The sequence below is a fragment of the Streptomyces hydrogenans genome (assembly GCF_014656075.1).
Taxonomy (GTDB): Bacteria; Actinomycetota; Actinomycetes; order Streptomycetales; family Streptomycetaceae; genus Streptomyces; species Streptomyces hydrogenans.
The window spans coordinates 1-26,150 of record NZ_BNBS01000114.1 but is presented as its reverse complement, the minus strand read 5'-3'; the positions used below and the strand labels follow the sequence as shown (position 1 = coordinate 26,150).

The following is a 26,150-nucleotide window of genomic DNA, read 5'->3' as shown; positions in this document are numbered from 1 at the left end:
GGCCCGGCGCCGGCTGGACGCCCTGCTGGCCGGACGGGCCGCGCCCGCCCCGGCGGGCGGTCGCCGGGGCACCGCGCCGGACCTCGCCGAACTGCTGCCGCAGTGGCTGTCGATGGCCGGGGAGCGCGGTTACAAGGCGCCGGCCGCCGCGCTGCCCGCGCTGCTCGACGCGGCGAGGGCCCGTACCGATCTGCGGCCGCGGGCGCTGGCCCTGGCCGGGCCGCGCGGGCTGTGGCTGGCCCGGCTCAACCCGGACTGGCGGTTCGCGCTGCGGGGCGGCGGCGCGGGCGGCACCCTGCCGGATCCCGGGGACGCCCGGGCGGTGCGGGAGCTTTGGGAAGAGGGCCTGTTCGCCGAGCGGGTCGCGCTGCTCGGAGCCGTACGGGCGGATGATCCGGCCGCCGGGCGGGCCCTGCTCGCGTCCGGCTGGTCCGGGGAGCGGGCCGAGGACCGGCTGATGTTCCTGGACTCGCTGCGCGCCGGACTGTCGGCGGCGGACGAGGAGTTCCTGGAGGCGGCCCTCGCCGACCGCAGCCGCAACGTCCGGGCGACCGCCGCCGAGTTGCTCTCCGCGCTGCCCGGCTCGGCCTTCGCGGGCCGCATGGCGGGCCGGGCGGTCACCTGCGTGGGCCTGGACCGGACGGCGGCGGTGCCGACGGTCGTCGTGGAGGCCCCGCACGAGTGCGACGAGGAGATGCGGCGGGACGGCGTGACCGCGGTGCCGCCGTCGGGGCGGGGCGAGCGGTCCTGGTGGCTGGGGCAGCTGGTGGAGGCGGCGCCGCTGTCCTGCTGGCCGGCCCGGTTCGGCGGGCGCTCGCCGGAGGAGGTCGTGGCGCTGCCGGTGGCCGACGACTGGCAGCCGGAGCTGCACGCGGCCTGGTGCCGGGCGGCGGTACGGCAGCGGGACGCGGCCTGGTCACGGGCGCTGCTCGGCGCGCCGTCGGTGCCCCCGGCGACGGGGCCCGGCACGTCGTCGCTGGCCGAGCGGGCCCAACTGCTGTCGACGCTGGGCCCGGAGGAGCGGGCCCGCTGGGTGGCGGACTTCGTGGCGGCGCACGGCCTGTCGGAGGCGTTCCAGCTGCTCGGCGTGTGCACGGTGCCGTGGGCGGAGCCGCTGGGCGAGGCGGTGATCGACGCGCTGGACACCGCCCGGGACGCGGGCGGCTACCCGTGGAGCTTCAGCGGGGTGATGGGGCTCGCGGAGCGCTGCCTCTCCCCCGCGGCGGCCCCCCGGCTGGCCTCGGCGTCGGCGGTCCCGGGCGCCGAGGAGGCCGCGCCGGGCGCCGGCGCCTACTGGTCGGAGGCGTTCCAGCGCCTGGCGGCCACGCTGGACCTGCGCGCCCGCATGCGCGCCGAACTGGACGACGTCCCGGACGGGACGGCCTGAACGAGCCGCCGCGCCCGCGCGTCCCGGGCAGCGGTGCCCGTACGAGCCCGCCGCGCCCACCCGTCCCGGGCAGCACCGCCCGTACGCCCCCACCCGTCCGCACGTCCGCGCCGCACGTCCGGGGCCGCGCGGCCGCCCACGCGCGGACGGCCGGGAGCCCGTCGGAGGGGCTCCCGGCCGTCGGCGCGGGCGGTTCCGGACAGCCGTCGGGCGGCTGTCGCGGGTGTCAGGCGGCGTGGCGCGGCCGCCGGGCGGCCGACACGACCGTCAGGCGGCCGTCACGCGGACGTTCGCGTTCACCCAGTCGACGATCGACGCGGTCGTCGCGCCCGGCGTGAAGATCTCCGCGACGCCCTTCTCCTTCAGCGGCGGGATGTCCGCGTCGGGGATGATGCCGCCGCCGAAGACCTTGATGTCCTCCGCGTCGCGCTCCTTGAGGAGCTCGATGACCTTGACGAAGAGCGTGTTGTGCGCGCCCGAGAGGATCGAGAGGCCGATCGCGTCGGCGTCCTCCTGGATCGCGGTGTCGACGATCTGCTCGGGCGTCTGGTGCAGCCCGGTGTAGATCACCTCCATGCCGGCGTCGCGCAGAGCCCGCGCGATGACCTTGGCCCCACGATCGTGGCCGTCGAGACCCGGCTTGGCGACGACCACGCGGATCGGACCGGTCACACCCATCACTGCCTCCACATGCGACCCCCGCGCGTCTGTGCCGGGGAGGTGAACGAACGTTATCGACAGCATCCCGCAACGGGCCGTTTCGCGGTGCCCGGCGAGGGGGAAATCACACGTGGGACACGTTCGTTCCGCGGCCTACCCCGCCCCGGGCCCTCCTCCTGGGCCCTCCAGCCGCCCGCGGGGCCGGTCGCGAACGGAGCCGCGACGCCGGTCGCCGGGGTTCCGTGCCGTCGTCCGTACGGCACGGGCCCCGGCGCCCCGGCGTACCGCCCGGCCCCGCGTGCCGGGGAGCTCCGGACCGAGTCCGGGGAGGGAGGTCGGCGATGGAGTTCGCCAAGGTCACCGCCCTGCTGAGGGCCACCACGCTCGAGGCCGCGATCCTCACCGGCCGCCTCGTCCTCTATCCCTCCGGGATCGTCCCCGAGCGGCTCGCCCCCGTAGGCGGCGACGGCGACCCGGTGTCCGTCACCGGCGGGGGCGGGCGCCCGGTGGTGCTCCTGCACGGCTTCGTCGACAACCGCTCCGTCTTCCTCCTGCTGCGCCGCACGCTCGCCCGGCACGGCCGTGACCAGGTCTCCTCCCTGAACTACTCGCCGCTCACCTGCGACCTGCGGACCGCCGCCGGGGCGCTGGGCCGGCGGATCGACGCGGTCCTGGACCGCACCGGCCGGACCGAGGTCGATCTGGTGGGCCACAGCCTGGGCGGACTGATCGCCCGTTATTACGTCCAGCGGCTCGGCGGTGACGCACGGGTGCGTACCCTGGTCACCCTCGGCACCCCGCACGCGGGCACGGCCGTGGCACCGCTCGCCGACGCGCACCCGGTGGTGCGGCAGATGCGGGCGGGCTCGGAGGTGCTGCGGGAGCTGGCCGCTCCGGCGCCGGGCTGCCGGACCCGGTTCGTCAGCTTCTGGAGCGACCTGGACCAGATCATGGTGCCGGTGGAGACGGCCCGCCTCGACCACCCCGACCTGCTGGTGCACAACGTGCGGGTGAGCGGCATCGGTCATCTCGCCCTGCCGGTGCACCCGACGGTCGCGGCGGGGATCGTGGCGGCGCTCGACGCCGAGGGGGCCGGGCAGGCCGCGGACGAGGGGGCGGCCTCGGTGGCCTGAACTCGCCGCGTCACGGCGACACCCCCGACACCGTTCTTCGAACGCCTCTCGAACACAAGGCCAAAGGTCTGTGCACGAGCTGGCGAAACACGGCCGATTGCCCGTTTCCTGCGCCCGCGAACCCTCCGGAAGATTGTCGGCCCCGCATACCGCCGGGTACAGTCGCGCCACTGCTTCCCCCCGGGACACCCCCTGTCGGGCCCGCCCCGGACTGGTCCTGCTGCCGAGGCGAGAGAGACGTTGGTGAACGACCAGCACCCCCACGCCGGGTACGCCGGAGACGGCGCCCACACCACCGGCGGTTACGCGGCCGATCCGCTCTTCGGGACCTGGTCCGACCCCGGTCAGGCCGACCACAGCGGCCAGTGGGACCTCGGCCAGTACGCCGCCACCGGTACGTACGACACGACCGGCGCGTACGAGACGGGCGCCTGGAACACCACCGCGGGAAGCACCCCGGGCTACGACACGACGGGCCAGTGGGACACCACCGGCCAGTGGGCCACCGCCACGGACGCCTACCCGGCGGGCACGTCGTACGGACAGCCCGAGCAGTACGACACGACCGGCCAGTGGGACGCCTCCGCCTGGACCGAGGCCCAGCACACCGGCCAGTTCGAGAACCTGCACTCCGGCGCCTACGCGGCGCAGGGCGCGTACGGCCACGAGGCGTACGACACGACCGGCCAGTGGGCCGCCCCCGCCTTCGCGACCGACACCGGCGCCTACGACGCCACCGCCTGGAACCAGGCCGCCGACCCGGCCGAGCCGCTCGTCCCCCAGCAGTACGTCCCCCAGGCCGAACACGTCGACCGGACCTCCGAGTTCGCCTTCCCCTACGAACAGGCCCCGGAGCCCGAGACGGCGGCCTACGAGCCCGAGGCGGCGTACGAAGCCGACACGGCGTACGAGGCGGAGACGGCGTACGGGACCGAGGCGTACGAGCCGGTCGCGTACGACGACGCCCCCGGGCACGAGGACCCCGAGGGCCCGGCCGGCCAGGACGGCGCCTCCGACGCCCCCGTCGCCGAGGTCCGTACCGACGCCGTCGCCGGCGCCCGTCCCGTGCGCCGCTCCTCCGGCGGCAGCCGCTCCCGGCGGCGTACCCCCGCCAAGCGCTCCGCCCTGCTGACCGTCGCCGTCCCCTCCGCCTGCGTCATGGGCGTCGCCGGCATCGCGGCCGCCTCCGTCGGCGGGCTCACCGGCGGCGCGACCGAGAGCACGAAGCAGAAGGACACCACCGCCCTCGCCGCCGACTCGGCCGCCGTGCAGCAGATCGCGGCCAACACCGCGCTCGACACCCAGCTCAGCGCCCTCGACGCCGACGTCCGCGACTTCGGCGACCGCGCCAGCCGCACCCAGGAGCGCATCGACCTCAAGGCGCGCCAGGCGGCCGACAAGAAGAAGCGCGAGGAGGAGGCCGCCCGCAAGGAGGCGATGCGCCCCAAGTTCGCCCTGCCGGTGAAGCTCCACCAGCTCAGCGCCCGCTTCGGCCAGTCCGGCGTCAACTGGATGTCGGTGCACACCGGCATCGACTTCCCGGTGATGACCGGCACGCCCGTGATGGCCGCCACCGACGGCACCGTCCGCACCCAGCTCAACTACGCCTACGGGAACATGGTCATCGTGACCGCCCCCGACGGCACCGAGACCTGGTACTGCCACCTCAGCAGCGCCAAGATCCGCACCGGCTCGGTCAAGGCCGGCGACGTCATCGCCTACTCCGGCGACTCCGGCAACTCCACGGGACCGCACCTCCACTTCGAGGTCCGGCCCGGCGGCGGCTCCGCGATCGACCCGCTCGCCTGGCTCCGCAGCAAGGGCCTGAACCCGACGGGCTGACCACCGTACGCACGAGGGCCCGGTCCATCGGACCGGGCCCTCGTCGTGTCGTACCGCCTACAGCTTCTCGACCGGCGCGTACCGCAGCAGCAGCCGCTTCGGCTTCTCGTCGCCGAAGTCGATCGTGGCCTGGGCGTCCGAGCCCGCACCCGACACCGCCACGACCATGCCCAGACCGAACTGGTCGTGGGTGACCCGGTCGCCGACCGTCAGCGCGACCACCGGCTTGTCCGTGCCCGCGCGGCGGGTCGCGAAACCGGAGGGGCCGGAGCGGCCCCGGGACGAGGACAGCGAGGAGGTGATCCCCGAGGTCGGCCCGGCGGGCTTCGCCACCGGCCCCGTCCGCTTCCACTCCAGGTACGCCGGCGGGATCTCCTCCAGGAAGCGGGAGGCCGGGTTGTACGAGGGCTGGCCCCAGGCGCTGCGCATCGACGAGCGCGTGAGGTAGAGCCGCTCGCGGGCGCGGGTGATGCCCACGTACGCCAGGCGCCGCTCCTCCTCCAGCTCCTTGGTCTGGCCGAGGGCCCGCATGTGCGGGAAGACGCCGTCCTCCATGCCGGTGAGGAAGACCACCGGGAACTCCAGGCCCTTCGCGGTGTGCAGGGTCATCAGCGTGATGACGCCGGAGCCCTCCTCGTCCTCGTCCGGGATCTGGTCCGAGTCGGCGACGAGCGCGACCCTCTCCAGGAACTCGGCGAGCGTGCCCGCGCCCGCCCCTTCCTGCCCGTCGGACTCCCCGCGCTCCTGCTCGAACTCCAGGGCCACGGCGGCGAGTTCCTGGAGGTTCTCGATCCGGGTCTCGTCCTGCGGGTCGGTGGAGGCCTGCAACTCGGCGAGGTAGCCGGTCCGTTCGAGCACGGCCTCCAGGACCACGGCCGGGCCCGCGCCGGACTCGGCGATGGTGCGCAGCTCGTCCATGAGGGTGTTGAACCGCTTGACGGCGTTGGCCGAGCGGGCGGCCATGCCGTACGCCTCGTCGACCCGCTTGAGGGCCTGCGGGAAGGTGATCCTCTCCCGCAGCGAGAGGGCGTCGATCATCGCCTCGGCGCGCTCGCCGATGCCGCGCTTGGGGACGTTGAGGATCCGGCGCAGCGGGACGTTGTCCTCGGGGTTGGCGAGGACGCGCAGGTAGGCGAGGACGTCCCGGACCTCCTTGCGCTCGTAGAAGCGCACGCCGCCGACAACCTTGTAGGGCAGTCCGACGCGGATGAAGATCTCTTCGAAGACACGGGACTGCGCGTTGGTCCGGTAGAAGACGGCGACGTCGCCGGCCTTCGCGTCGCCCGCGTCGGTGAGCCGGTCGATCTCGTCGGCGACGAACTGCGCCTCGTCGTGCTCGGTGTCCGCGACGTAGCCGGTGATCCGGGCGCCCGCGCCGGCGTTGGTCCACAGGTTCTTGGGGCGGCGCGACTCGTTGCGCTCGATGACCGCGTTGGCCGCGGAGAGGATCGTCTGGGTGGAGCGGTAGTTCTGCTCCAGGAGGATCGTCGTCGCGTCCGGGTAGTCCTCCTCGAACTGGAGGATGTTGCGGATGGTGGCGCCGCGGAAGGCGTAGATCGACTGGTCGGCGTCGCCGACGACGCAGAGCTCGGCCGGGCCGAGGTCCTCGTAGCCCGTGCCGACCAGCTCGCGCACCAGGGTGTACTGGGCGTGGTTGGTGTCCTGGTACTCGTCGACGAGGACGTGCCGGAAGCGGCGGCGGTAGTGCTCGGCGACGTCCGGGAACGCCTGGAGCAGGTGGACCGTCGTCATGATGATGTCGTCGAAGTCCAGCGCGTTCGCCTCGCGCAGGCGCGCCTGGTACATCCGGTACGCCTCGGCCAGCGTCTTCTCGAAGCCGTCGGCGGCCTGGTCGGCGAAGGACTCCTCGTCGATCAGCTCGTTCTTCAGGTTGGAGATCTTGGCGCTGAAGGACTTCGGCGGGAACTTCTTCGGGTCGAGGTCCAGGTCCCGGCAGACCAGCGCCATCAGGCGCTTGGAGTCGGCGGCGTCGTAGATCGAGAAGGACGAGGTGAAGCCGAGGCGCTTGGACTCGCGGCGCAGGATGCGGACGCAGGCGCTGTGGAAGGTCATCACCCACATCGCGTTCGCCCGCGGGCCGACCAGCTGCTCGACGCGCTCCTTCATCTCGCCGGCGGCCTTGTTGGTGAAGGTGATCGCCAGTATCTGGCCGGGGTGCACGTGCCGCGTGCCCAGGAGGTGGGCGATGCGGTGGGTGAGGACCCGGGTCTTGCCGGAGCCGGCGCCGGCCACGATGAGCAGCGGGGTGTCGGTGTGGACGACGGCCGCCCGCTGCTGCTCGTTCAGCCCGTCCAGCAGGGCGGCCGGGTCCACGACGGGGCGGTGGGCGCCGTCGCGGTAGTACGGGTCCCGGGGCGGGGGCGCGTCGAAGTGCTCCCCGAACAGGTCGTGCGGGACGTCCTCCGCGGCGGGGGCGCCGTGCTCGTCGTCCTCGGGGGGCGGCGGGGCCTCCTCCGGGGAGTGGGACTGGAGGCCGGCCAGGAAACTGTCGTCAAAGAGGCTGCTCATCGCCTCACGAGTCTAGGACGCCGCACCGACATCCGGTCCCGCCTTCGTCAGGTCTCCGGCGTGACGGTCCGCACCCCGGGCGGCCCGGTGGGCCGCACCCCGGGGCCGCGGCTCACACCCAGAGGGTCGCGATGAAGATGTTCGCCGTGGTCAGGCCGCCGACGGCGCCGAAGAGGCCCTTGTCGACGGTCTCCTCGTCGCGCTTGACGTAGACGATGCCGAGGATCACCACGAGGATCGCCAGCTTGATGCCGATCTTGAGGTTGTTGACCGCCTGGTCGTCGGCCTGGTTGAGGCCGACGAGCGCGATGCCGGTGACCAGCATGGTCAGCGCGCCGTGCAGCATGGCGGGGGTGAAGCGGGCCGTGCCGGCCCCGATCGCCTTCATCTGGGTGAGGAAACCGCCCAGGAGGGAGGCGATGCCGATGACGTGCAGGGCGACGAAGACATTGATGAGGACGTCCATGGGGCGGAGCCTAACCGGGCCCCTAGCACCGCTCGCCGGCCGGGTCCACCCACTCCCCCGCTTCGGTCGTCCGCTCCACGGAAACCTTCGCCGACCGCCCCGGGCGGCGAAAGGGAACGGTCCCTGCGGGTCATCCGGCGTCAATAGCGGTCAAACCGCCGCCGGGGCGTGACCCCCGGGGCTAGCGTCCTGCCCCAGGTGGTCGGCTCCCCACCCCGTCGGGCCACCCGGCGGCGCCGGCCGCCCCGCCGGAGAACCCCGGCGGCGGGCCGTCTCCCCTGTGCGGTCCGCCGCCGGCCCCGGCCGGCACCGTCCCCCACAGGCAGAGGATGTGACCCGCCCTCGTGGCAGCTCACCGAAAACCCCGGCCGTCGTCGCTCGGCCGCCCCGCGGTCCGCACGGCCGCCACGCTCGCCCTGGCCTCCGCGGCCGGCGCCACCCTCTTCGAGGGCTCGGGCCACGCCGACCCGGCCGCACCCGGCCGCACCCCCGCGCAGGTCAGGACCGAGGTCGACCGGCTCTACCAGGAGGCCGAGGCCGCCACCGAGCGGTACAACGGCGCGAAGGAGCAGGCCGACACCGCCCGCGCCTCCTTCGACCGGCTGCGCGACGAGGCCGCCCGCCGCACCGAGCGGCTGAACACCGCCCGCCGCGGCCTCGGAGCCGTCGCCGCGGCCCAGTACCGCTCGGGCGGCCTCGACCCGGCCGTCCAGCTGGCCCTCACCTCGAACCCGGACGAGTACCTGGAGCGGGCCGCCCTCGCCGAGAAGGCCGGCGACCGGCAGGCCACCGCCGTCACCGCCGTGCGCCGAGAGCTCGCGGGCCTCGCCCAGCTGCGCGCCGAATCCGCCGGCCGGCTCACCGCCCTGCGCGGCCACGAGGCCGAGCTGCGGCGCCAGAAGGCCACCGTCCTCGGCAAGCTCGCCGCCGCCCGCGCGCTCATGGCCGGCCTCACCGCCGAGGAGCGCGCCCGGTACGCGGCGGCCGTCGCCGCCCGCACGGCGCCCACGCCCGGCACGACCGCCCGCACCGGGGCCGACGCGGCCAGCGCCACCGCCACGGGCGGCACCACGGCCCGGGCGGACCGCTCCTCCGGCGACCGGGCCCCGGTGGCCGCCCCCGCCGGCCGGGCCTCGGCGGCCATCTCCTTCGCCCGCGCCCAGCTCGGCAAGCCCTACGTCTGGGGCGCCACCGGCCCTTCCGGCTACGACTGCTCCGGGCTCACCCAGGCCGCCTGGCGCGCCGCCGGGGTGTCCCTGCCGCGCACCACGTACACCCAGATCAACGCCGGACGCCGGGTCTCCCGCTCCGAGCTGGCCCCGGGCGACCTGGTCTTCTTCTACTCCGGGATCAGCCACGTGGGCCTCTACATCGGCGGCGGCCAGATGATCCACGCGCCCCGGCCGGGCGCCCCCGTCCGGATCGCGCCGATCGACGAGATGCCCTTCGCGGGCGCGGCCCGGGTCGCCTGAGTCCCCCGGGGGGGGCGGGCCCGGCCCGGCCCCGGTCTCAGACCAGGCGGCGGGCGGTGGCCCAGCGGGTCAGCTCGTGCCGGTTGGAGAGCTGGAGCTTGCGGAGCACCGCGGAGACGTGCGACTCGACGGTCTTCACCGAGATGTAGAGCTGCTTGGCGACCTCCTTGTACGCGTAGCCGCGGGCGATCAGCCGGAGCACCTCCCGCTCCCGCTGGGTCAGCCGGTCCAGGTCCTCGTCCACCGGGGGCGCGTCGGTGGACGCGAACGCGTCCAGGACGAAGCCCGCGAGGCGCGGGGAGAAGACGGCGTCGCCCTCCTGGACCCGGAAGATCGAGTCCACCAGGTCGGTGCCGGTGATCGTCTTGGTGACGTAGCCGCGGGCACCGCCCCGGATCACGCCGATCACGTCCTCCGCCGCGTCCGAGACGGAGAGCGCGAGGAACCGGACCGGGTCCTCGGCGGCGGCCATCAGCCCGGCGCAGCGGCGCAGCACCTCGACGCCGCCGCCACCGGGCAGGTGGACGTCGAGGAGGACGACCTCCGGTCTGGTGGCGGTGATCACGGTGACGGCCTGGTCGACGTCGGCGGCCTCGCCGACGACCTCGACCCCGGTGACGTCGGTCCGCCCGATCTCCGCCTGCACGCCGGTGCGGAACATGCGGTGGTCGTCGACGAGGACGACCCGCACCCGGCGCCCGGCACCGCCCGCCGTGCCCGGCCCGGTCTCCCCGTCGGCTCCGGTCGTCGCCCCGGTCTCGTCGCTCATCCGTCCGCCCTCTCCATCTCCAGCTCGACTTCCGTGCCCCCGCCCGGCACCGCCCGCAGGCGGGCCGTACCGCCGTTGCGCTGCATCCGGCCGATGATCGATTCTCGTACGCCCATTCTGTCCTCGGGGACCTCGTCCAGGTCGAATCCGGGGCCGCGGTCGCGCACCGAGACGAACACCGTGCGCCCCTCCACCTCGGCGTACACCTGCACCGCCCCTCCCTCGCCACCGTACTTCGCGGCGTTGACCATCGCCTCGCGCGCGGCCTGCATCTGCGCGGTCAGCTTCTCGTCGAGCGGGCAGTCGCCGACCACGACGACCTCCAGCGGCACGCCGTGCTTGTCCTCGACCTCGGCGGCGGACCGCTTCACCGCCTCGGCGAGGGTCTCCGGCTCCTCGTCCCTGCCGGTGCCCTCCGGCTTGTACAGCCAGTTCCGCAGCTCCCGCTCCTGCGCGCGGGCGAGCCGGCGGACCTCGCCGGCGTCGTCGGCGTTGCGCTGGATCAGGGTGAGGGTGTGCAGCACGGAGTCGTGGACGTGGGCGGCGACCTCGGCCCGCTCCTGGGCGCGGATGCGCAGGGTCCGCTCGGCGGTGAGGTCCTGCGACATCCGTATCAGCCAGGGGCCGGCGAGCAGCGCTATGCCGGTGAGGACGGCGACGGCGGCGGTCAGCGCGGTGCCGATCTGGGCGATGGAGCCGCGCACGACCACGAAGACGGCGAGCCCGGTGCCGACCAGGGCGACGCCGACGAGTCCCCGCACGAGGTGGAAGCCGCGGCCGTGCTTGACCGTGCGGCCCTTCCAGGTCTCGGCGCGGGCGTTGTCTGCCTGCCGCCACACCAGGACGACACCGACGCCGATGAGCAGGGTCGGCCACACGTACCGCCCCGTCTCGCCGTCGATCCGCAGGTTGGCGATGAAGATCGCGGCGCCTATGGCGAGGGCGATGAGGGCGAGGACCTGGCCCCGGTCGGGTTTGCGGAGCCGGCGCCGGCCGTCCGGCGTGGTCTCGAAGACCGGCCGGGGCTCGGCCCGGCCGCCGACGCCGAGCGGGACGACGATCCAGAAGACCGCGTAGAGCAGCAGCCCGAGACCCTCGGTGAGGACGAGCACCGCGAAGACCGCGCGCACCCACGCGACCGGCAGTCCGAGGTGTCCGGCGAGACCGCGCGCGACACCGCCGAGCCACCGCCCGTCGGCGCTCCGGTAGAGCGTGCGCACGGGCGGTTCGTCGATGTCGGTGACGCGAGCGGTTGCGGACATGCACCGATCGTCACACGTCCGGCCCTCACGGGGCATCAGGGTCGGCCCCGATATCGACCCCGGGTTCGCCTCGGGGTCGCGACGCCTCCGAATCTCAGGGTCGTGCCAGGGTCGTTCCCGGTGCCGCCCGGGGGTCACGGGCGGTCACCATGGACGCATGACGAGTTCGACGCCTTCGCGGCCCACGCAGCACGAGGCCCCGCCCGCGGCCGACGCCGCCCCCGCAGCTCCCCTGCGCCGCTCGCGCACGAGCAGAGTGGTCGGCGGGGTCTGCGGCGGTCTCGGCCGGCACTTCGACCTGGATCCGGTGATCTTCCGGATCGTGCTGGGGGTGCTGGCGGTGACCGGCGGCATCGGGCTGGTCTTCTACGGCTTCGCGTGGCTGCTGATGCCGCTCGTGGGCGAGGAGGAGAGCGAGGGCCGGCGGCTGCTGACCGGCCGGGTGTCCGGCGCCTCGCTCGCCGCGATACTGATGGCGCTGGTGGGCTGCGGCATCTTCCTGTCGATGCTGCGCACGGGCTCGCTGCTGGGCTTCGCGGTGCTGCTGGCGCTGGCGACGGCGGGCGCCGCGCACTGGTCGCAGCGCCGGCCCCTGTCCGAGGGGGAGGCCGAGGCCGATCCGGTGGCGAAGCCGAAGGCCCCGCACGGACGGGTCCCGGTGCCCCCGGAGGCGAAGGCCCCGCCGCTCACCTTCCTGGAGCGGGAGATGAGCTCGTGGTGGCGGGACCCGATCGTGAAGGACGGTTCCACGGGCAAGGTGGCCATCGGCTACCTGTGGGGCCCGCACGGCATCGTGGACGCGGAGGGCAAGGTCGGCGGCGAGGTGCCGCGCCCCGGCAGCCAGTGGGGCCCGCCCAGGAACGCGGAGCGCCCGGAGCCGTCGGTGCGGCGCAGTCCGTACTCGATCGCGGGCCTGGTCCATCTCCTCGCGCTGGCCGCCGCGGCCGCCGGCACGGCGCTGACGTGGGACACGCAGCCGCTGGGCACCAGTCTGGCGACGGGCCTGGCGGCCGCGCTGGGGGTCTTCGGCCTGGGACTGGTCGTCAGCAGTTTCCTGGGGCGCACCGGCTTCGGCACGATATTCCAGGCGGTGGTGACGGCGGCGCTGCTGGCCGGCGCGCTCGCCCTGCCGGACAAGATCACCACGGACTGGACGCGGCAGACGTGGACGCCGCCCACGGTGGCCGCGGTGCAGCCGCGGTACGACCTCGGCGCGGGGGTGGGGACGCTGGATCTGTCCCGGCTGGCGGTGCCGGAGGGGACGACGGTGTCGACGACGGTCGACGTGGGCGCGGGGAAGCTGGAGGTGGTCGTGCCGGAGGACGTGGTGGTGCGGCTGCACGCCCAGGTCGGTCTCGGTGACCTCCAGCTGCCCGGGCAGGCGCCGGACGACATCGACATCGCCCCCGACCGCGACGAGACGCGGACGCTGAACCCGCCCGCCGGGACGGACCCGGCGGGGACGCTGGACCTCTCTCTGGAGGTCGGTCTTGGACAGGTGGAGGTCACCCGTGCTGCTTCATGAGTTCCGACCCGGCCGGCTGGTCGTCGGCCTGGCCTCGCTGGCCCTGGCCGCGGCGTACGGCGGTGAGCTGGCCGACGCCTGGTCGGTCCCGTGGTGGCTGGCGGTCCCGGTGATGTGCGGGGCGCTCGGGGTGGCCGGTCTGGTGACCTGGGTGGCCTACGGCGTGCGGCGGCGTTCGGCGAGGAGCCGGTCGGCGGAGAGCACCGGGGCGCCGGCGAGCAGCAGCGGGAGCCAGGCCATGAGATAGGCGAGGTCGTTGCCGAGGTAGTACGGCTCGACCTGCCAGCTCACGGTGAGCCAGAGGCTCAGCGAGATCAGGGCGCCGCCGAGGGCGGCCACCCGGGCGAAGAGGCCCAGGAGGGTGCCGAGGCCGACGGCGAGCTCGCCGAAGGCGATGGCGTAGCCGAAGCCGGTGGGGCTGTGCAGGGCGAGGTCGACCAGGCCGGGGATGGCCGCGGAGTCGCGGACGCCGCGCATGGTGTCGCCGATGGAGCCGGCTCCGGTGTCGGCGAGGAAGGCCGGGTCGGTGAGCTTGTCGAGTCCGGCGTAGACGAAGGTGACGCCGAGGAAGATCCGGAGCGGGAGGAGCGCGTAGCGGGAGGCGGTGGCCTTCCAGGCGTCCAGGCGGCCTCGCAGGGCGCTCCCGCCGGGGCGGCCCGTGTACTCGGTCATGATCGCTCACCTCTCCACACCCCGTACGACTGTTCGCGGACCGATTGTCTCCGCTTGCCCTGTGAAGGGACACAGGAGGAGGGGCTTTCGGGGTGGGTTTCTCAGTCGGCGACGTCGATCGTGACCCGGTTGGTCTCGAAGCCGGCGGCGGTGACGACGGAGACCTCGACCCGGCCGGGCTCGACGTCGGCGGGGAGGGGGACGGTGAGGACGGTGTCGGTCGGGTTGGCGAAGCCGCCGGGGACCGGGACCAGGGGGACGTGGGCGTGGACGGGCCCGATGCGGACGACGAGCCGGGTCAGCGGGTCGGGGCCGGCGGCGCCGGGCGGGACGAAGCCGTGGCCGCGGATCTCGATGTCGTCGCCGGTCCGGATGGGGGCGTCGAGGTCGCCGGCCTCGCGGGCGCGGACCACGGCGTGGACGGCGGGCGGGCCGCCCTCGGTGCACTTGGCGGCCAGGTGCCAGACGGCGGAGACGGCGACGAGGAGGGCGAGGGACCAGGGCAGCTCGGGGAGGCGGGCCGGGTCGGCGGCCAGCCGGACGGCGGCGAAGGCGAGGACGGCGCCGGAGACGAGGACGTACTGCACGTCGGCGAGGTCGGCGCGGCCGCTGTCGTCGCAGAGGAGGTCGGCGGCCCGGGGCCGGTCGGCGCGGACCTTCTGGAGCCGCAGGCCGGCGATCCGGGTGGAGACGACGAGCCGGGCGGTGACGGCCACGGCGGAGACGAGGGCGAGGACGGTGACGAGGCCGGCGGCGCCGGAGAGCCCGAAGGCGCTGGTGGTGAGGGAGCGGGAGGTGAGGAGGAGCAGGGTGTAGCAGAGGAAGAGCAGCCAGGCGGCGGCGACGGCGCGGGTGGTGGAGAGCCGGTTGTCCTCGCCGGTGAGCGGGGCGAGGAGGCCGCCGCGGGCGCGGTGGGCGTGGGCGGCGGCGGTGAGCGGGACGGCCAGGAGGAGGGCGGTGCAGAGGCCCGCGGTGCGGGCGGCGGTCCAGCCGGTGCCGAGGGCGGTGAGCGCCTGGCCGAGGAGGAGGGCGAGGACGGCGGCCCAGACGGCGGCGAGGCTGCCGGTGCGGACCCGGGCGAGCCAGGCGAGTCCGGCCTCCCGGCCGTGGGCGGTGACGGCGCGGGCGGACTGCGCGAGTTCGTCGGAGACCCACTGGCGGGCGGCGACCGGGGAGTGGGCGACGGCGGCGGGGACGCCGTGTCCGGCGGCGAGTTCCTCACGGCGGGCGAGGAAGGCGGCGACGGCCCGGCGGTGGCCGGTCTCGCCGCAGTGGGCGCAGCCGGCGCACGCGGTCGGGTGCTCGCCGGCGCCGTGGCGCCCGCCGTACTGTCTCGCCTCTTGAACCGCCACGGTGCCGTCACTTCCCGAGTCCGAGGTTTTGAGCCCAACCTGCCGCTGATTCCTCGGAATTGTTCCGCACCGAGGGTGCTCGCGAGGGCCGCGTGCGCCCCGCCGGAGAGTGATTGCCGCGCCATCCCATTGACGTACAGAAGGGTGAAGCGATGGTGCTACGACAGGAGTTCGGGCTCCGCTCGGCTGATCCTGCGCCAGAGAGGCTGGTAGTTGATCCAGGCCACGAGGTCGCTGCCGAGCTGTTCGCGGGTGGCGACGGCGTCCTTGTGGTCGATGAGGACGGGTTTGCCGGCCGCGCGGGCGGAGAGCTGGATGCGGGCGCAGCGGTCCATGGCGATGAACCACCAGGCGGCGGCGTCCACGGAGGAGCCGACGGTGAGGAGGCCGTGGTTGCGCAGGACGATGCCCTTGAAGGGGCCTAGGGCGAGGGCGACGCGGCGGGCTTCCTCGGCGTCGACGGTGACGCCGGTGTAGGCGTCGTAGAGGGCGTGGTCCTGGTAGAAGGCGCACGCCTCCTGGGTGAGGGGGTCGAGGAGCTCGCCGAGGGCGGCCAGGGCGCGGCCGTGGGTGGAGTGGGTGTGGGCGACGGCGACGGCGTCCGGGCGGGCGCGGTGGACCTGGGCGTGCACGGTGAAGGCGGCCTGGTTGACGTGCTGGCCGCCGAGGACGACCTGGCCGTCGCCGTTGGCGAGGACGAGGTCGCTCGCGGTGAGGTCGCCGAAGGGGGCGCCGAAGGGGTTCACCCAGTAGCAGTCGTCGTACTCGGGGTCGCGGACGGTGATGTGGCCGGAGACGCCCTCCTCGTACCCGAGCCGTCCGAAGAGGCGGAGGGCGCCGGCGAGCCGCTGCTTGCGGTGGACGCGTTCCTCCTCGGCCGTCGCGTGGACGGGCGGCATGGCGAAGTGGAGCCGGTCGACGGGGACGGGGGACGGAATCTCGGTCATGCGCCGGAAGGTAACGCCCGGCCGGTCAAGTCACCAGAGTCCGGACGCGAACACGACGAAGCCGCCGCCCTTCGCGGGGGCGGCGGCTTCGGCCGGCTCACGGAGCGGGAGGGGTCACTCCCACTCGATGGTGCCCGGGGGCTTGCTGGTGACGTCGAGGACGACGCGGTTGACGTCGGCGACCTCGTTGGTGATGCGGGTGGAGATCTTGGCGAGGACCTCGTAGGGCAGGCGCGACCAGTCGGCCGTCATGGCGTCCTCGGAGGAGACCGGGCGCAGGACGATCGGGTGGCCGTAGGTGCGGCCGTCGCCCTGGACGCCGACGGAGCGGACGTCGGCGAGCAGCACGACCGGGCACTGCCAGATCTCGCGGTCGAGACCGGCGGCGGTCAGCTCCTCGCGGGCGATGGCGTCGGCCTCGCGGAGCAGGTCCAGACGCTCCTTGGTGACCTCGCCGACGATGCGGATGCCGAGGCCGGGGCCGGGGAACGGCTGGCGCTGGACGATCTCCTCGGGCAGGCCGAGCTCCTGTCCGACCATCCGGACCTCGTCCTTGAACAGCTGCCGCAGCGGCTCGACGAGCTGGAACTCGATGTCGTCGGGGAGACCGCCCACGTTGTGGTGGGACTTGATGTTGGCGGTGCCGGTGCCGCCGCCGGACTCGACGATGTCCGGGTACAGGGTGCCCTGGACCAGGAAGGCGACCTCGGGGCCCTCCTCCTGGAGGATCTCCAGCTGCGCCTGCTCGAACACGCGGATGAACTCGCGGCCGATGATCTTGCGCTTGGTCTCCGGGTCGGAGACGCCGGCGAGGGCGTCGAGGAAGCGCTTCTCCGCGTCGACGACGACCAGGCGGGCGCCGGTCGCGGCGACGAAGTCCTTCTCGACCTGCTGGGTCTCGCCCTTGCGCATCAGTCCGTGGTCGACGTAGACGCAGGTGAGCTGGTCGCCGATGGCCTTCTGGACGAGCGCGGCGGCCACGGCGGAGTCGACGCCGCCGGAGAGGCCGCAGATGGCGCGCTTGTCGCCGACCTGGGCGCGGATGGCCGCGACCTGCTCCTCGATCACGTTGCCGGTGGTCCAGCTGGGCTGGATGCCGGCGCCGCGGTAGAGGAAGTGCTCCAGGATCTGCTGGCCGTGCGTGGAGTGCAGCACCTCGGGGTGGTACTGGACGCCGTAGAGCTTCTTCTCGTCGTTCTCGAAGGCGGCGACCGGGACCACGTCGGTGGAGGCGGTGACGCTGAAGCCCTCGGGGGCGGCGGAGCAGGCGTCGCCGTGCGACATCCACACGGACTGCTCGACCGGGGTGCCCTCGAAGAGGGTGGAGCCGGCCTTGGAGACGTGCAGCGGGGTGCGGCCGTACTCGCGGGCGCCGGTGTTGTCGACGGTGCCACCGAGCGTCGTCGCCATCAGCTGGAAGCCGTAGCACATGCCGAAGACGGGGACGCCGGCCTCGAAGAGCGCGCGGTCGAGACGCGGGGCGCCCTCCGCGTACACGGAGGACGGGCCGCCGGAGAGGATGATCGCCTTCGGGTTCTTGGCCAGCATCTCGGCCACCGGCATGGTGGACGGGACGATCTCGCTGTAGACCCGCGCCTCGCGGACGCGACGGGCGATGAGCTGGGCGTACTGGGCGCCGAAGTCGACAACGAGGACTACGTCCGGGTTGGTGACGTCGGGCGCGGCAGCGGGGGACGCTGATGACACTACGGCGGCCTTCCGGCGGTAGGAGGGTTCCCCCGAAGGAGGGGGCTATTTGTCGATTCTACCGGCGCGCGGCTGACGCTTTTCGTCTCACCATCCGAACGTGGGTGGCCTTCGTCTCACCATCCGGGCCCGACTTGCCCCGGTCCGGAGCGTCGGGTCCATACTGTTCGCCATGCGCGAGCACCCGACCTTCGTCTTTACCTATGGCAACCGGCCCACCGGCTGCCATGGTCGTGCTGCTTGAGCAACTGACAAGCGACTTCCCAGGCGCCCCGGGCCGACAAGGCCCGGGGCGTTCTGCTTTTCCCGGGCCGTGCCGATCCGGGGCCCCTCCCCACCACCAGGAGCCCCAGATGACCACGAAGACCCTCACCGAGCAGACCGGCGCCCGCACCGAGGAGGCGGCCTCGCTGATCGGCGACGCCCGCGAGCGGATCGACGCGCTCGACGACCGGATCATCGGCCTCATCCAGGAACGGATGGCGGTCTCGGCGGTGATCCAGGAGGCCCGGATCACCTCCGGCGGCCGGCGGGTGAACCTGGCCCGCGAGATGGACGTGCTGGCCCACTACCGGGACGCGCTGGGCAAGCCGGGCACGGCGCTGGCCATGACGATGCTGGAGCTGTGCCGCGGCCGCGTCTGACCCGGCGGGGCAGGGCGGGCGGAGCCCCCGGGTCCCGACCGGAGCCCTCGACCGGAGCTCACGCCCGGAGCCGTCGGCCGGAGCCCCGGCCAGGGGTGGGGCACCGCACCCGCGTTCGGGCCCGGACTCACCCGTACGGCGCGTGACCGGCGGCCGCCGGGCTTCGTTGAGCGGGGTGTCCGTGCCAGCCAGGGGCGGGCCCGTTGGAAACCACGCGTGGCTTCGCTGGGGCGTGTGGCGTGTCTCGACACGTCGTGGGACCTCGCTCCAGCGCACGTGACCGGACGGCAGGGGACAGCAGCCCGGTCACCCAAAAAGGGCGGTCGGTCCCGGGGACGCCCGGGGCCGACCGCAACCGGCCCACCCTCCGCACCGCACGGCCCGTCCCCCACGACCCGTCCCCCTCCGACTTCCCTCCCCCGAAGCGGCGCACCCCCCGGCGCCGCCGCGCTCGGCACCGCCGCTGCCCTGACACCGGTGCCGACCCAGGGCCCGTGCCGCGACCGGAATCGCGGCACGGGCCCTTTCGCATACCCCTCCACCCTATGTGACGCGCGTCACACAAAGATCCCGTGCAACGCCTACAACCAAAGGCGGGGTCCGGTGGTCATCTATGCAGCAACACCGAAAAGCCGGAAGGGCGCTGCACTCGGAGGGGGGTGCAGCGCCCTTTCCGTCTGTCCGGCCCCGTCGCCGAGCGGCTTCGTCCGTCCGGCTCGTCCGCGGGCCGTCAGGACTTCTCCGGCGGGACCGTGAGGACTTCTCCGGGGGAACCGTCAGGACTTCTCCGGGGGAACCGTCAGGACTTCTTCGGCGGGACCGTCGGGATGCCGAGGAAGGGCAGCCGCAGGGCGCCGAACGCCTCGGCCGGGACCGCCGGGGACTTCGGCTCGACCGCCGCCACCCGCGCGTACGCCTCCCCCTGCCGGGGACGCGGGTCCTCCTCGCCCTTGTTCGGCCAGAAGGACATCGCCCGCTCCGCCTGGGCGGTGATCGTCAGGGACGGGTTCACGCCCAGGTTGGCGGAGACCGCCGAGCCGTCCACCACCGAGATGCCCGGGTGGCCGTAGAGCCGGTGGTACGGGTCGATGACGCCGGACTCCGCGTCGGCGCCGATCGGGCAGCCGCCGAGGAAGTGGGCGGTCAGCGGCGTCCCCATCAGCTCGCCGATGTTCGAGCCGGCGAAGCCGTTGATCTCCTCGGAGATCAGGGTGGCGGCCCGGGTCGCCGCCTCGATCTGCGTCGGGTTCGGCGCCCCGTGCCCCTGGCGGGCGGTGAGCAGGCCCTTCCCGATGCCGCCGGGCTTGCGGTAGGTCGTCAGCGAGTTGTCGAGGGACTGCATGACGAGGCCGATGATGGTCTTCTCGGACCAGCGCCGGTTGGAGAGCGAGCGGAGCGCCAGGAGCGGGTGCCGGGCCATGTTGAGCGCCCAGTTGCGGACCCGGTGGGCGCCGTAGGGGACCTGGAGGACGGTGAGGCCGCCCATCGAGTTGGAGCCCTTGCCGTAGCGGACCGGCTCGATGTGGGTGTTCTCGTCGGGGTGGACGGACGAGGTGATGGCGACGCCGCGGGTGAAGTCGGCCCTCTCCTTGCCGTGCTTGCGCCGGTAGCGGCGGTCCGTGGTCTGGGCGCCGACCAGACCCTCCGAGTTGGTGCGGGTCAGCTCGCCGAGCCGGGGGGAGATCCGGGGCAGCAGACCGCTGTCCTTCATCCGGTGGAGCAGGGTCTGGGTGCCGTACGTGCCGGCGGCGACGACCACCCGGCGGGCGGTGAAGGTGCGGCCCCTGCCCTTCTTCCGGTTGTCGGTGGGGAGGGTCTTGACCGCGTAGCCGCCGCGCGAGTCCTCGGTGAGGGCGACGACGGAGGTCATCGGGTGGACGACCGCGCCCGCCCGCTCCGCGAGGTGGAGGTAGTTCTCGTTGAGGGTGTTCTTGGCGCCGTGACGGCAGCCCGTCATGCACTCGCCGCACTCGGTGCACGCCTTGCGCGAGGGGCCCGCGCCGCCGAAGAACGGGTCGGCGACCTCGCCGCCCGGCTTCGCCTTCGCGGTGCCGTCGGCGTCGCCGCCGTCGCCGAAGAAGACGCCGACCGGTGCCATGTGGAAGGTGTCGCCGATGCCCATGGCCTGGGCGGCGGCCTTGAGGTGCACGTCGGAGGGGGTCATCGTCGGGTTGAGCCGGACGCCCAGCATCCGCTTCGCCTGGTCGTAGTACGGGGCGAGCTCGGCGCGCCAGTCGGTGATGTCCTTCCACTGCGGGTCGTCGAAGAACGGCGCCAGCGGCTCGTACAGCGTGTTCGCGTAGTTGAGGGAGCCGCCGCCGACGCCCGCGCCCGCGAGGACCATCACGTTGCCGAGCAGGTGGATGCGCTGGATCCCGTAGAGGCCCAGCGTCGGCGCCCACAGGAAGTTCTTCAGGTCCCAGGAGTTCTTCGGCAGGGTCTCCCGGGTGAAGCGGCGGCCGGCCTCCAGGACGCCGACCCGGTAGCCCTTCTCGGTGAGCCGGAGGGCGGTGACCGAACCGCCGAAGCCGGAGCCGACCACGAGGACGTCGTAGTCGTACGCGTCGGCGGCCGGGCCGTCCTCGTCCTGGTTTCGGGCAGGGGGTACCGCGGTCATGGCTCTCCTCGCAGAACCTCGGAAGGAAAAGGGCGGAAACGGGCGGACGTACGGGCGCGGGTCAGCTCAGGCGGAGGGCCTTCAGCGCCTTCAGGGAGAGGCTCATCACGGCCGCGTACTTCGCGTCGTCCATCCCGAAGGACGGCGCCAGCGGCATCAGGCGCTGCTGGGCGACGGTCTGCGCCTCGGTGTACTTGAGGATGCCCTCGGAGCCGTGACGGCGGCCGAGGCCGGAGTCCTTCATGCCGCCCATCGGGGCACGGACGCTGCCGTACGCGGGCGCGTACCCCTCGTTGATGTTGACGGTGCCGGTGCGCAGCCGGGCGGCGACGGCGTGGCCGCGGCGCGAGTCGGTGGTCCAGACGGAGGAGTTGAGGCCGTACGCGGTGGCGTTGGCGCGCGCGACGACCTCGTCCTCGTCGGTGAAGCGGTAGACCGAGACGACCGGGCCGAAGGTCTCCTCGGCGCAGACGGCCATCGGGGCCTCGACGCCGTCGAGGATGGTCGGCTCGTAGAAGAGCGGGCCGATGTCGGGGCGGGCGACGCCGCCGGCGACCAGCCGGGCGCCCTTGGCAACGGCCTCGTCGACGTGCCGCGTGACGGCCTCCAGCTGGCGCTCGCCGACGAGGGAGCCCATGTCGGCGCCGTACGCGAGGGAGTTGCCGAGGCGCATGGCCTTGGTGAGGGCGGCGAAGCGGTCCAGGAAGGCGTCGGCGATCGACTCGTGGACGTACAGCCGCTCGATGGAGATGCAGAGCTGGCCGGCGGAGGAGAAGCAGGCGCGGACGGCGCCGGCGGCGGCCTTCTCGATGTCGGCGTCCCGGAGCACCAGCATGGCGTTCTTGCCGCCGAGTTCGAGGGAGACGCCGACGAGACGGGCGGCGGCGCCCTGGGCGACCTCGCGGCCGGTGCGGGTGGAGCCGGTGAAGGAGACGTAGTCGGCGTGGCGGACGACCTCGGGGCCGACGACCGGGCCCTCGCCGAGCACGACCTGGAAGACCTCGGAGGGCAGACCGGCCTCGATGAGCAGGTCACGGGCCCAGAGCGCGGTGAGCGCGGTCTCGGTGTCGGGCTTCATGACCAGCGCGTTGCCGGTGACGAAGGCGGGCAGGGCGTCGCCGACGGAGAGTTCGAGGGGGTAGTTCCAGGGGGCGATCTGGCCGACGACCCCGCGCGGCTGGCGCAGCTCGGTGACCTTGGTGAGGGTCGGGACGACGCCGGTGTGCCGCTTGGGACGGAGGTACGAGGACGCCTTGCGGCCGTAGTGGCGGGCGGCGACGGCGACCGCGAGGACCTCCTCGTGGGCGTGCAGCCGGGCCTTGCCGGTCTCCAGCTGGATGAGGTCGAGGACCTCGGACTGGCGGGCCAGCACCAGGTCGTGGAAGCGGAGCAGGACGGCGGCACGGGCCCGGACGGGGGTGGCGGCCCAGGCGGCCTGGGCGGCGCGGGCCCGGTCGAACGCCTCGGCGACGTCCTCGGGCGTGGCCTCGGGCAGGTCCGCCAGCTTCTTCCCGGTGAAGGGGGTGTGGTTGGCGGTGCGGCCGGAGCCGATGACCCCCCGGGTGAGCCGGGCGACCAGCTCGGGCGTCACGACGTCGGCGGCGGTCCGGGCGCCGGCCGGCGCGGGGGCGACCGGGTTGGTCGCGCCGTCCGGGGCGGTGGCGGCGGGAACCGTGAGGGCGGCGGGGGCCAGCGAGTCCGTCATGACGCCGAGCGTAGGCGCCGTGCCGGTCTTTGGGTACCCGCCGGTAATGCGTTTTCACCCCGTGCGCACATCGTGCCAGTGATCACTGGCACATAAGTCCTGATCAGGGGCTTACGGCCGTCCGGGGGCCGGTGTGAAGATTTTCCGGACTCAGGACCCCGGGGCCCGCCAGTGCTGGAGGACGGTGTCGAACTGCTCGCGCGTGGTCTCCCAGCTCGACTCCGGGGAGGACATGTAGATCGCGTACTCGGTGCCGTCGTCCGCGTAGTACAGCTGATCGATCGCGTGCCTCGGCCCGGGGAAGTTCTGCTTCTCGGTCCAGGTGAACTCCCAGGTCGCCGACTTCACCTGGTCCCGGTAGGTGTTCTGGTTCAGGTAGATCCGCCGGTAGTCCATCCGCTTCTGGAGCGTCTTCTCCAGGTCCAGGGCGTGCATGTACGGGTTCTCGAAGTCGGGGTTCGCGTCGACGCTGATCCGGATCCGGTGATTGCCCGCGTCCGGGGTGTAGTCGATGTTGTCGCCGTCCTTCCGGCGCTTCCAGCCGTCCGGGACGACCAGGGTGAAGCCCGCCGGGTCCTCGACCCGCTGCCAGCCGTCCGGGACCCCGTCCGCCGCGATCCCCTTGGGCGCCGCGGTGGTGGGGCCGGGGGTCGTGCCGCTGCTCGCCACGGGTCCCGGCGTGCCGCCCCCGCCGCCGTACTGCATCACGGCGAAGACCGCGCCGCCCGCGACGGCCGCGGCGAGCACCGCGGTGAGGACGGCGGAGCGCCAGCGGCCCTTCCCCGCCGGGGCGGCGGGCGGGGCCGGGGCGAGGGTGGGCGGGGAGACCGACGGGAACGCCGGGGTCGGTACGTCCACCGGGGCGGCCGGCCGGCCGGTGTCCACCGGCTCCAGGTCCATCCGCTGCGTCGGCACGTACGCCTGGGCCGTCTCCGGGCTGCGGCCCTCCATCGCGTCCAGCAGCATCCGCTCGGTCTCGTCGGCGCGCGGGCGCTGGTCCGGGTCCTTGCGCAGCAGGGCGACGATGACGGAGGCGAGCGGCCCCGCGTTCGCCGGGTACGGCGGCTCCTCGCCGACGACGGCCTGCATGGTGCTGATCGGGGAGGTGCGGCGGAACGGCGAGGTGCCCTCGACGGCCGTGTACAGGGTGGCGCCGAGCGACCAGAGGTCGGAGGCGGGACCGGGGTCGCCGCCCCGGACCCGCTCGGGCGCCAGGTAGTCGATCGAGCCGACGAGTTCGCCGGTCCGGGTGATGGTCGAGTCGCCCTCGATCGCCGCGATGCCGAAGTCGGTGATGAGGACCCGGCCGTCGCGGGCGAGCAGGACGTTTCCGGGCTTCACGTCCCGGTGGAGCACGCCCGCCGCGTGCGCGGCGCGCAGCGCGCCGACGACGTGCAGCCCGACCCGGGCCGCCTCGCGGGGCGCGATCGTCCCGGCCTCCTTGACGGCGTCGGCGAGCGACGGGCCGTCGACGAACTGCATGACGATCCAGGGCCGGTCGTCGTGTTCGAGGACGTCGTGGACGGTCACCACGCCGGGGTGGGTGATCCGGGCGGCGGCGCGCGCCTCCTTCTGGGTGCGGGCGTGCAGCACCAGCCGGTCGGCCTCGGCGACGAACCGGCCCGCCGTCAGCTCCTTCACCGCCACCACGCGGTGCAGCACCTCGTCGTGCGCGCGCCAGACCTTGCCCATGCCGCCGCGTCCGATGGACTCGCCGAGCCGGTAACGTCCGGCGAGCAGCAGCCCCGACCCTGTGCTCTGAGAGTGTTCCACGTGCCCCCGCCCCGTTGCTTCGGATGCCAGGTTACGGAGGAGGGGACGGCTGACGGAACCGAGGGGCCCGCAAAGGAACAGCACTGTGACCGCCGACGGGTGACGGAGGGTCCCCCGGCGAGCCCCGGACGGGCCGCGACCGGGCCCCGGACCGGCTCAACGGCCGGGCCGGAAGCCCTTCACGGCCTCGTCGTACACCTCCGAGACCTTGTCCCGGTCGCTCTCGGGTCCGATCACCTGGACGACGTAGTAGCGGCCGCCTTCGATGAGCGCGAGGTTGCGGACGAAGACCTCGCGGCCGGTGCTGTCCATCCAGGTGTAGTGCCCCTCGGCGGTGGGCGTGCGGCCGATGTCGACCCGTCGGGCCTTCACCAACTCCGACCAGCTGGACTGCCGGTAGGGCTCCAGCTCGCGCTCCTTGGAGCTCTGGTACTCCAGCGGGTCGGAGCCGTTGTCCCGCACGCTGTCCCGGCCAGGCACGACGATCAGCGTGAAGTCGCCTCCGGTGTAGCGGACTTGCCCGGCGTCGTTGACGGGGCTGCGGCGCCAGTCGCGCGGGACGCCGATCCGGAAGCCCTCCGGGTCCTCGCGCAGCGCGTAGCCGGCGGCCAGGGCGGGGCCGGAGGCGGAGGCGGGCGGGCGGGACGTCGGAGTGGCGGGCGGGGTGGTGGTCGCGGTCGGCTTCGGGGGCGGGGTGGTGCGCGGGGGCGCGGTGGACTTCGGGGGCGCGGTCGCCGTCGCGGTCGGCCGGGCGTCGGCGGGCTGCTCGCCGCGGGCGAGGGCGACGGCGGCGTACGCGAGGGCGCCGCCGAGCAGCAGGAGGACGACCAGCAGCAGGCGCCGGCCGAGGGAGCGCGGGGCCCGCTCCTTCGGCGGGCGCGGGGAGCGGCTGCCCGGGGGCTCGGGCTCGACGTCCTCGTAGCCGTACTCGTACCCCTGCCGCGGCTCGTATCGCTGCTCGGGCGCGTCGTCGTGCCGCGGCTCGTAGTGCTGCTCGGGCGCGTCATCGTGCCGCGGCTGGTAGTGCTGCTCCGGCGCGTACGCCGTCTCCTCCGGTACGGAGGCGGGTTCGGGCGCGGGTGCTGTCGGGGGCCGGTTCCCGCGGGGCTCCTTGCCGCGGCGGTGACGGTGGCGGCCCGAGCCGGCGGCGGCCCGGCGGCGGCGCACCAGCTCGCCCCGGCGGCGCAGGATCGGCAGCCGCCTGGCGTCGAACCGGGGCGGGGGCGCGGCCGCCAGGTCCATGTCGGGCTCCGGCGCGGACCGGACCAGGGACCGCAGCCAGCCGCGCAGCTCCTCGAAGTCCGGGCGCTCGGTGGGGTCCTGGCGCAGCAGGGACTCCACCACCGGGCGCAGCGGGCCGCACTCCTCGGCGAAGGCGGGCGGTTCGGCGCAGACGAGCTGGACCAGCTCGGCCGCGCTGTCCTCGGGGTAGGGGGCGTGGCCCTGGACGGCGCGGTAGAGCAGGGCGCCGAGCGCCCACAGGTCGGTGGCGGGGCCGATGGGCGGGGCGAGCCGCCAGTTCTCGTGCACCGGCCCGGCCTGTTCGGGCGCCCAGCGCTCGGTGACGGCGCCGACGACCGCGATCCGGGTCTGCCGGGCGCGCTCGGCGGCGAGCCGGGTGGCCGGCCCCCGGTACCGCTCCGCCGCCGGACCGGGCTGCGCCGGGTCGAGGGCGTCCGCGCGGGCCC

The 26,150-nt window shown here is 74.0% G+C and carries 19 protein-coding genes; 6 read left to right on the top strand and 13 right to left on the bottom strand.

Annotated features, from left to right (window positions below):
• Positions 1-1,387, top strand: a 1,387-nt coding sequence (locus IE321_RS32775; protein WP_190225564.1) for a DUF5691 domain-containing protein, incomplete at its 5' end; no start/stop codon positions are given.
• A gap of 267 nt (positions 1,388-1,654) precedes the next feature.
• Here IE321_RS32775 and icmB read toward each other — a convergent pair.
• Entirely contained in the window at positions 1,655-2,065 is a 411-nt protein-coding gene (icmB, locus tag IE321_RS32770; protein WP_030494332.1) for a coenzyme B12-dependent isobutyryl CoA mutase small subunit, read from the bottom strand.
• A 323-nt stretch (positions 2,066-2,388) separates the two neighbouring features.
• Here icmB and IE321_RS32765 point away from each other — a divergent pair, with 323 nt between their 5' ends.
• Both IE321_RS32765 and IE321_RS32760 read left to right on the top strand, forming a co-directional pair.
• The gene (locus IE321_RS32765; protein ID WP_190225563.1) at positions 2,389-3,180 is read left to right on the top strand and encodes an alpha/beta hydrolase; all 792 of its coding nucleotides are present in this window, start codon (positions 2,389-2,391) and stop codon (positions 3,178-3,180) included.
• Between the two features lie 240 nt (positions 3,181-3,420).
• Positions 3,421-5,022, top strand: coding sequence for a M23 family metallopeptidase (locus IE321_RS32760; RefSeq protein WP_372470185.1), 1,602 nt, complete (start codon positions 3,421-3,423; stop codon positions 5,020-5,022).
• Between the two features lie 57 nt (positions 5,023-5,079).
• On the opposite strand, the gene pcrA is transcribed toward IE321_RS32760, so the two are convergent.
• On the bottom strand, positions 5,080-7,551 hold the full coding sequence (gene pcrA, locus IE321_RS32755; RefSeq protein ID WP_043225960.1) for a DNA helicase PcrA: 2,472 nt from the start codon (positions 7,549-7,551) through the stop codon (positions 5,080-5,082).
• A gap of 112 nt (positions 7,552-7,663) precedes the next feature.
• A complete protein-coding gene (locus IE321_RS32750; RefSeq protein WP_043225962.1) occupies positions 7,664-8,017 on the bottom strand; it encodes a hypothetical protein in 354 nt (117 codons plus the stop codon).
• 344 nt (positions 8,018-8,361) lie between these two features.
• On the opposite strand from IE321_RS32750, the gene IE321_RS32745 reads away from it, so the two are divergent.
• The gene (locus IE321_RS32745) at positions 8,362-9,489 is read left to right on the top strand and encodes a C40 family peptidase (RefSeq protein ID WP_190225562.1); all 1,128 of its coding nucleotides are present in this window, start codon (positions 8,362-8,364) and stop codon (positions 9,487-9,489) included.
• Positions 9,490-9,526: 37 nt separating this feature from the next.
• Here IE321_RS32745 and IE321_RS32740 read toward each other — a convergent pair whose 3' ends face one another.
• Positions 9,527-10,258 carry a LuxR C-terminal-related transcriptional regulator gene (locus tag IE321_RS32740; protein WP_043225965.1) on the bottom strand — a complete coding sequence of 244 codons (732 nt, stop codon included), beginning with the start codon at positions 10,256-10,258 and terminating at the stop codon, positions 9,527-9,529.
• Positions 10,255-11,520 (bottom strand): ATP-binding protein, encoded by a 1,266-nt coding sequence (locus tag IE321_RS32735; RefSeq protein WP_043225966.1) that lies wholly within the window; start codon positions 11,518-11,520, stop codon positions 10,255-10,257. The genes IE321_RS32740 and IE321_RS32735 overlap by 4 nt, the downstream gene beginning before the upstream one ends.
• 157 nt (positions 11,521-11,677) lie before the next feature.
• Here IE321_RS32735 and IE321_RS32730 point away from each other — a divergent pair, with 157 nt between their 5' ends.
• Positions 11,678-13,045, top strand: a complete 1,368-nt coding sequence (locus tag IE321_RS32730; protein WP_043225968.1) for a PspC domain-containing protein — start codon at positions 11,678-11,680, stop codon at positions 13,043-13,045.
• 156 nt (positions 13,046-13,201) lie between these two features.
• Here IE321_RS32730 and IE321_RS32725 read toward each other — a convergent pair whose 3' ends face one another.
• The 4 genes from IE321_RS32725 to guaA form a co-directional block, all read right to left on the bottom strand.
• The gene (locus tag IE321_RS32725) at positions 13,202-13,717 is read right to left on the bottom strand and encodes a DoxX family protein (protein WP_190225561.1); all 516 of its coding nucleotides are present in this window, start codon (positions 13,715-13,717) and stop codon (positions 13,202-13,204) included.
• 101 nt (positions 13,718-13,818) lie between these two features.
• Entirely contained in the window at positions 13,819-15,069 is a 1,251-nt protein-coding gene (locus IE321_RS32720; RefSeq protein WP_043225970.1) for a hypothetical protein, read from the bottom strand.
• Positions 15,070-15,227: 158 nt separating this feature from the next.
• Positions 15,228-16,016 carry a class II aldolase/adducin family protein gene (locus IE321_RS32715; RefSeq protein WP_190225560.1) on the bottom strand — a complete coding sequence of 263 codons (789 nt, stop codon included), beginning with the start codon at positions 16,014-16,016 and terminating at the stop codon, positions 15,228-15,230.
• A 114-nt stretch (positions 16,017-16,130) separates the two neighbouring features.
• Positions 16,131-17,723 carry a glutamine-hydrolyzing GMP synthase gene (gene guaA, locus IE321_RS32710; protein WP_043225973.1) on the bottom strand — a complete coding sequence of 531 codons (1,593 nt, stop codon included), beginning with the start codon at positions 17,721-17,723 and terminating at the stop codon, positions 16,131-16,133.
• A 353-nt stretch (positions 17,724-18,076) separates the two neighbouring features.
• Between guaA and IE321_RS32705 the strand changes: the two genes are divergently transcribed.
• A complete protein-coding gene (locus tag IE321_RS32705; protein WP_043225975.1) occupies positions 18,077-18,367 on the top strand; it encodes a chorismate mutase in 291 nt (96 codons plus the stop codon).
• A gap of 799 nt (positions 18,368-19,166) precedes the next feature.
• On the opposite strand, the gene IE321_RS32700 is transcribed toward IE321_RS32705, so the two are convergent.
• The 4 genes from IE321_RS32700 to IE321_RS32685 form a co-directional block, all read right to left on the bottom strand.
• Entirely contained in the window at positions 19,167-20,984 is a 1,818-nt protein-coding gene (locus tag IE321_RS32700; protein WP_190225559.1) for a GMC oxidoreductase, read from the bottom strand.
• Between the two features lie 61 nt (positions 20,985-21,045).
• Entirely contained in the window at positions 21,046-22,689 is a 1,644-nt protein-coding gene (locus tag IE321_RS32695) for a succinic semialdehyde dehydrogenase (RefSeq protein ID WP_043225977.1), read from the bottom strand.
• Between the two features lie 150 nt (positions 22,690-22,839).
• Positions 22,840-24,462: a serine/threonine-protein kinase gene (locus tag IE321_RS32690; RefSeq protein WP_190225558.1), complete on the bottom strand. Its 1,623-nt coding sequence runs from the start codon at positions 24,460-24,462 to the stop codon at positions 22,840-22,842.
• A 156-nt stretch (positions 24,463-24,618) separates the two neighbouring features.
• Positions 24,619-26,150: serine/threonine kinase C-terminal domain-containing protein (locus IE321_RS32685; protein WP_506417409.1), on the bottom strand; the 1,532-nt coding region annotated here is incomplete at its 5' end.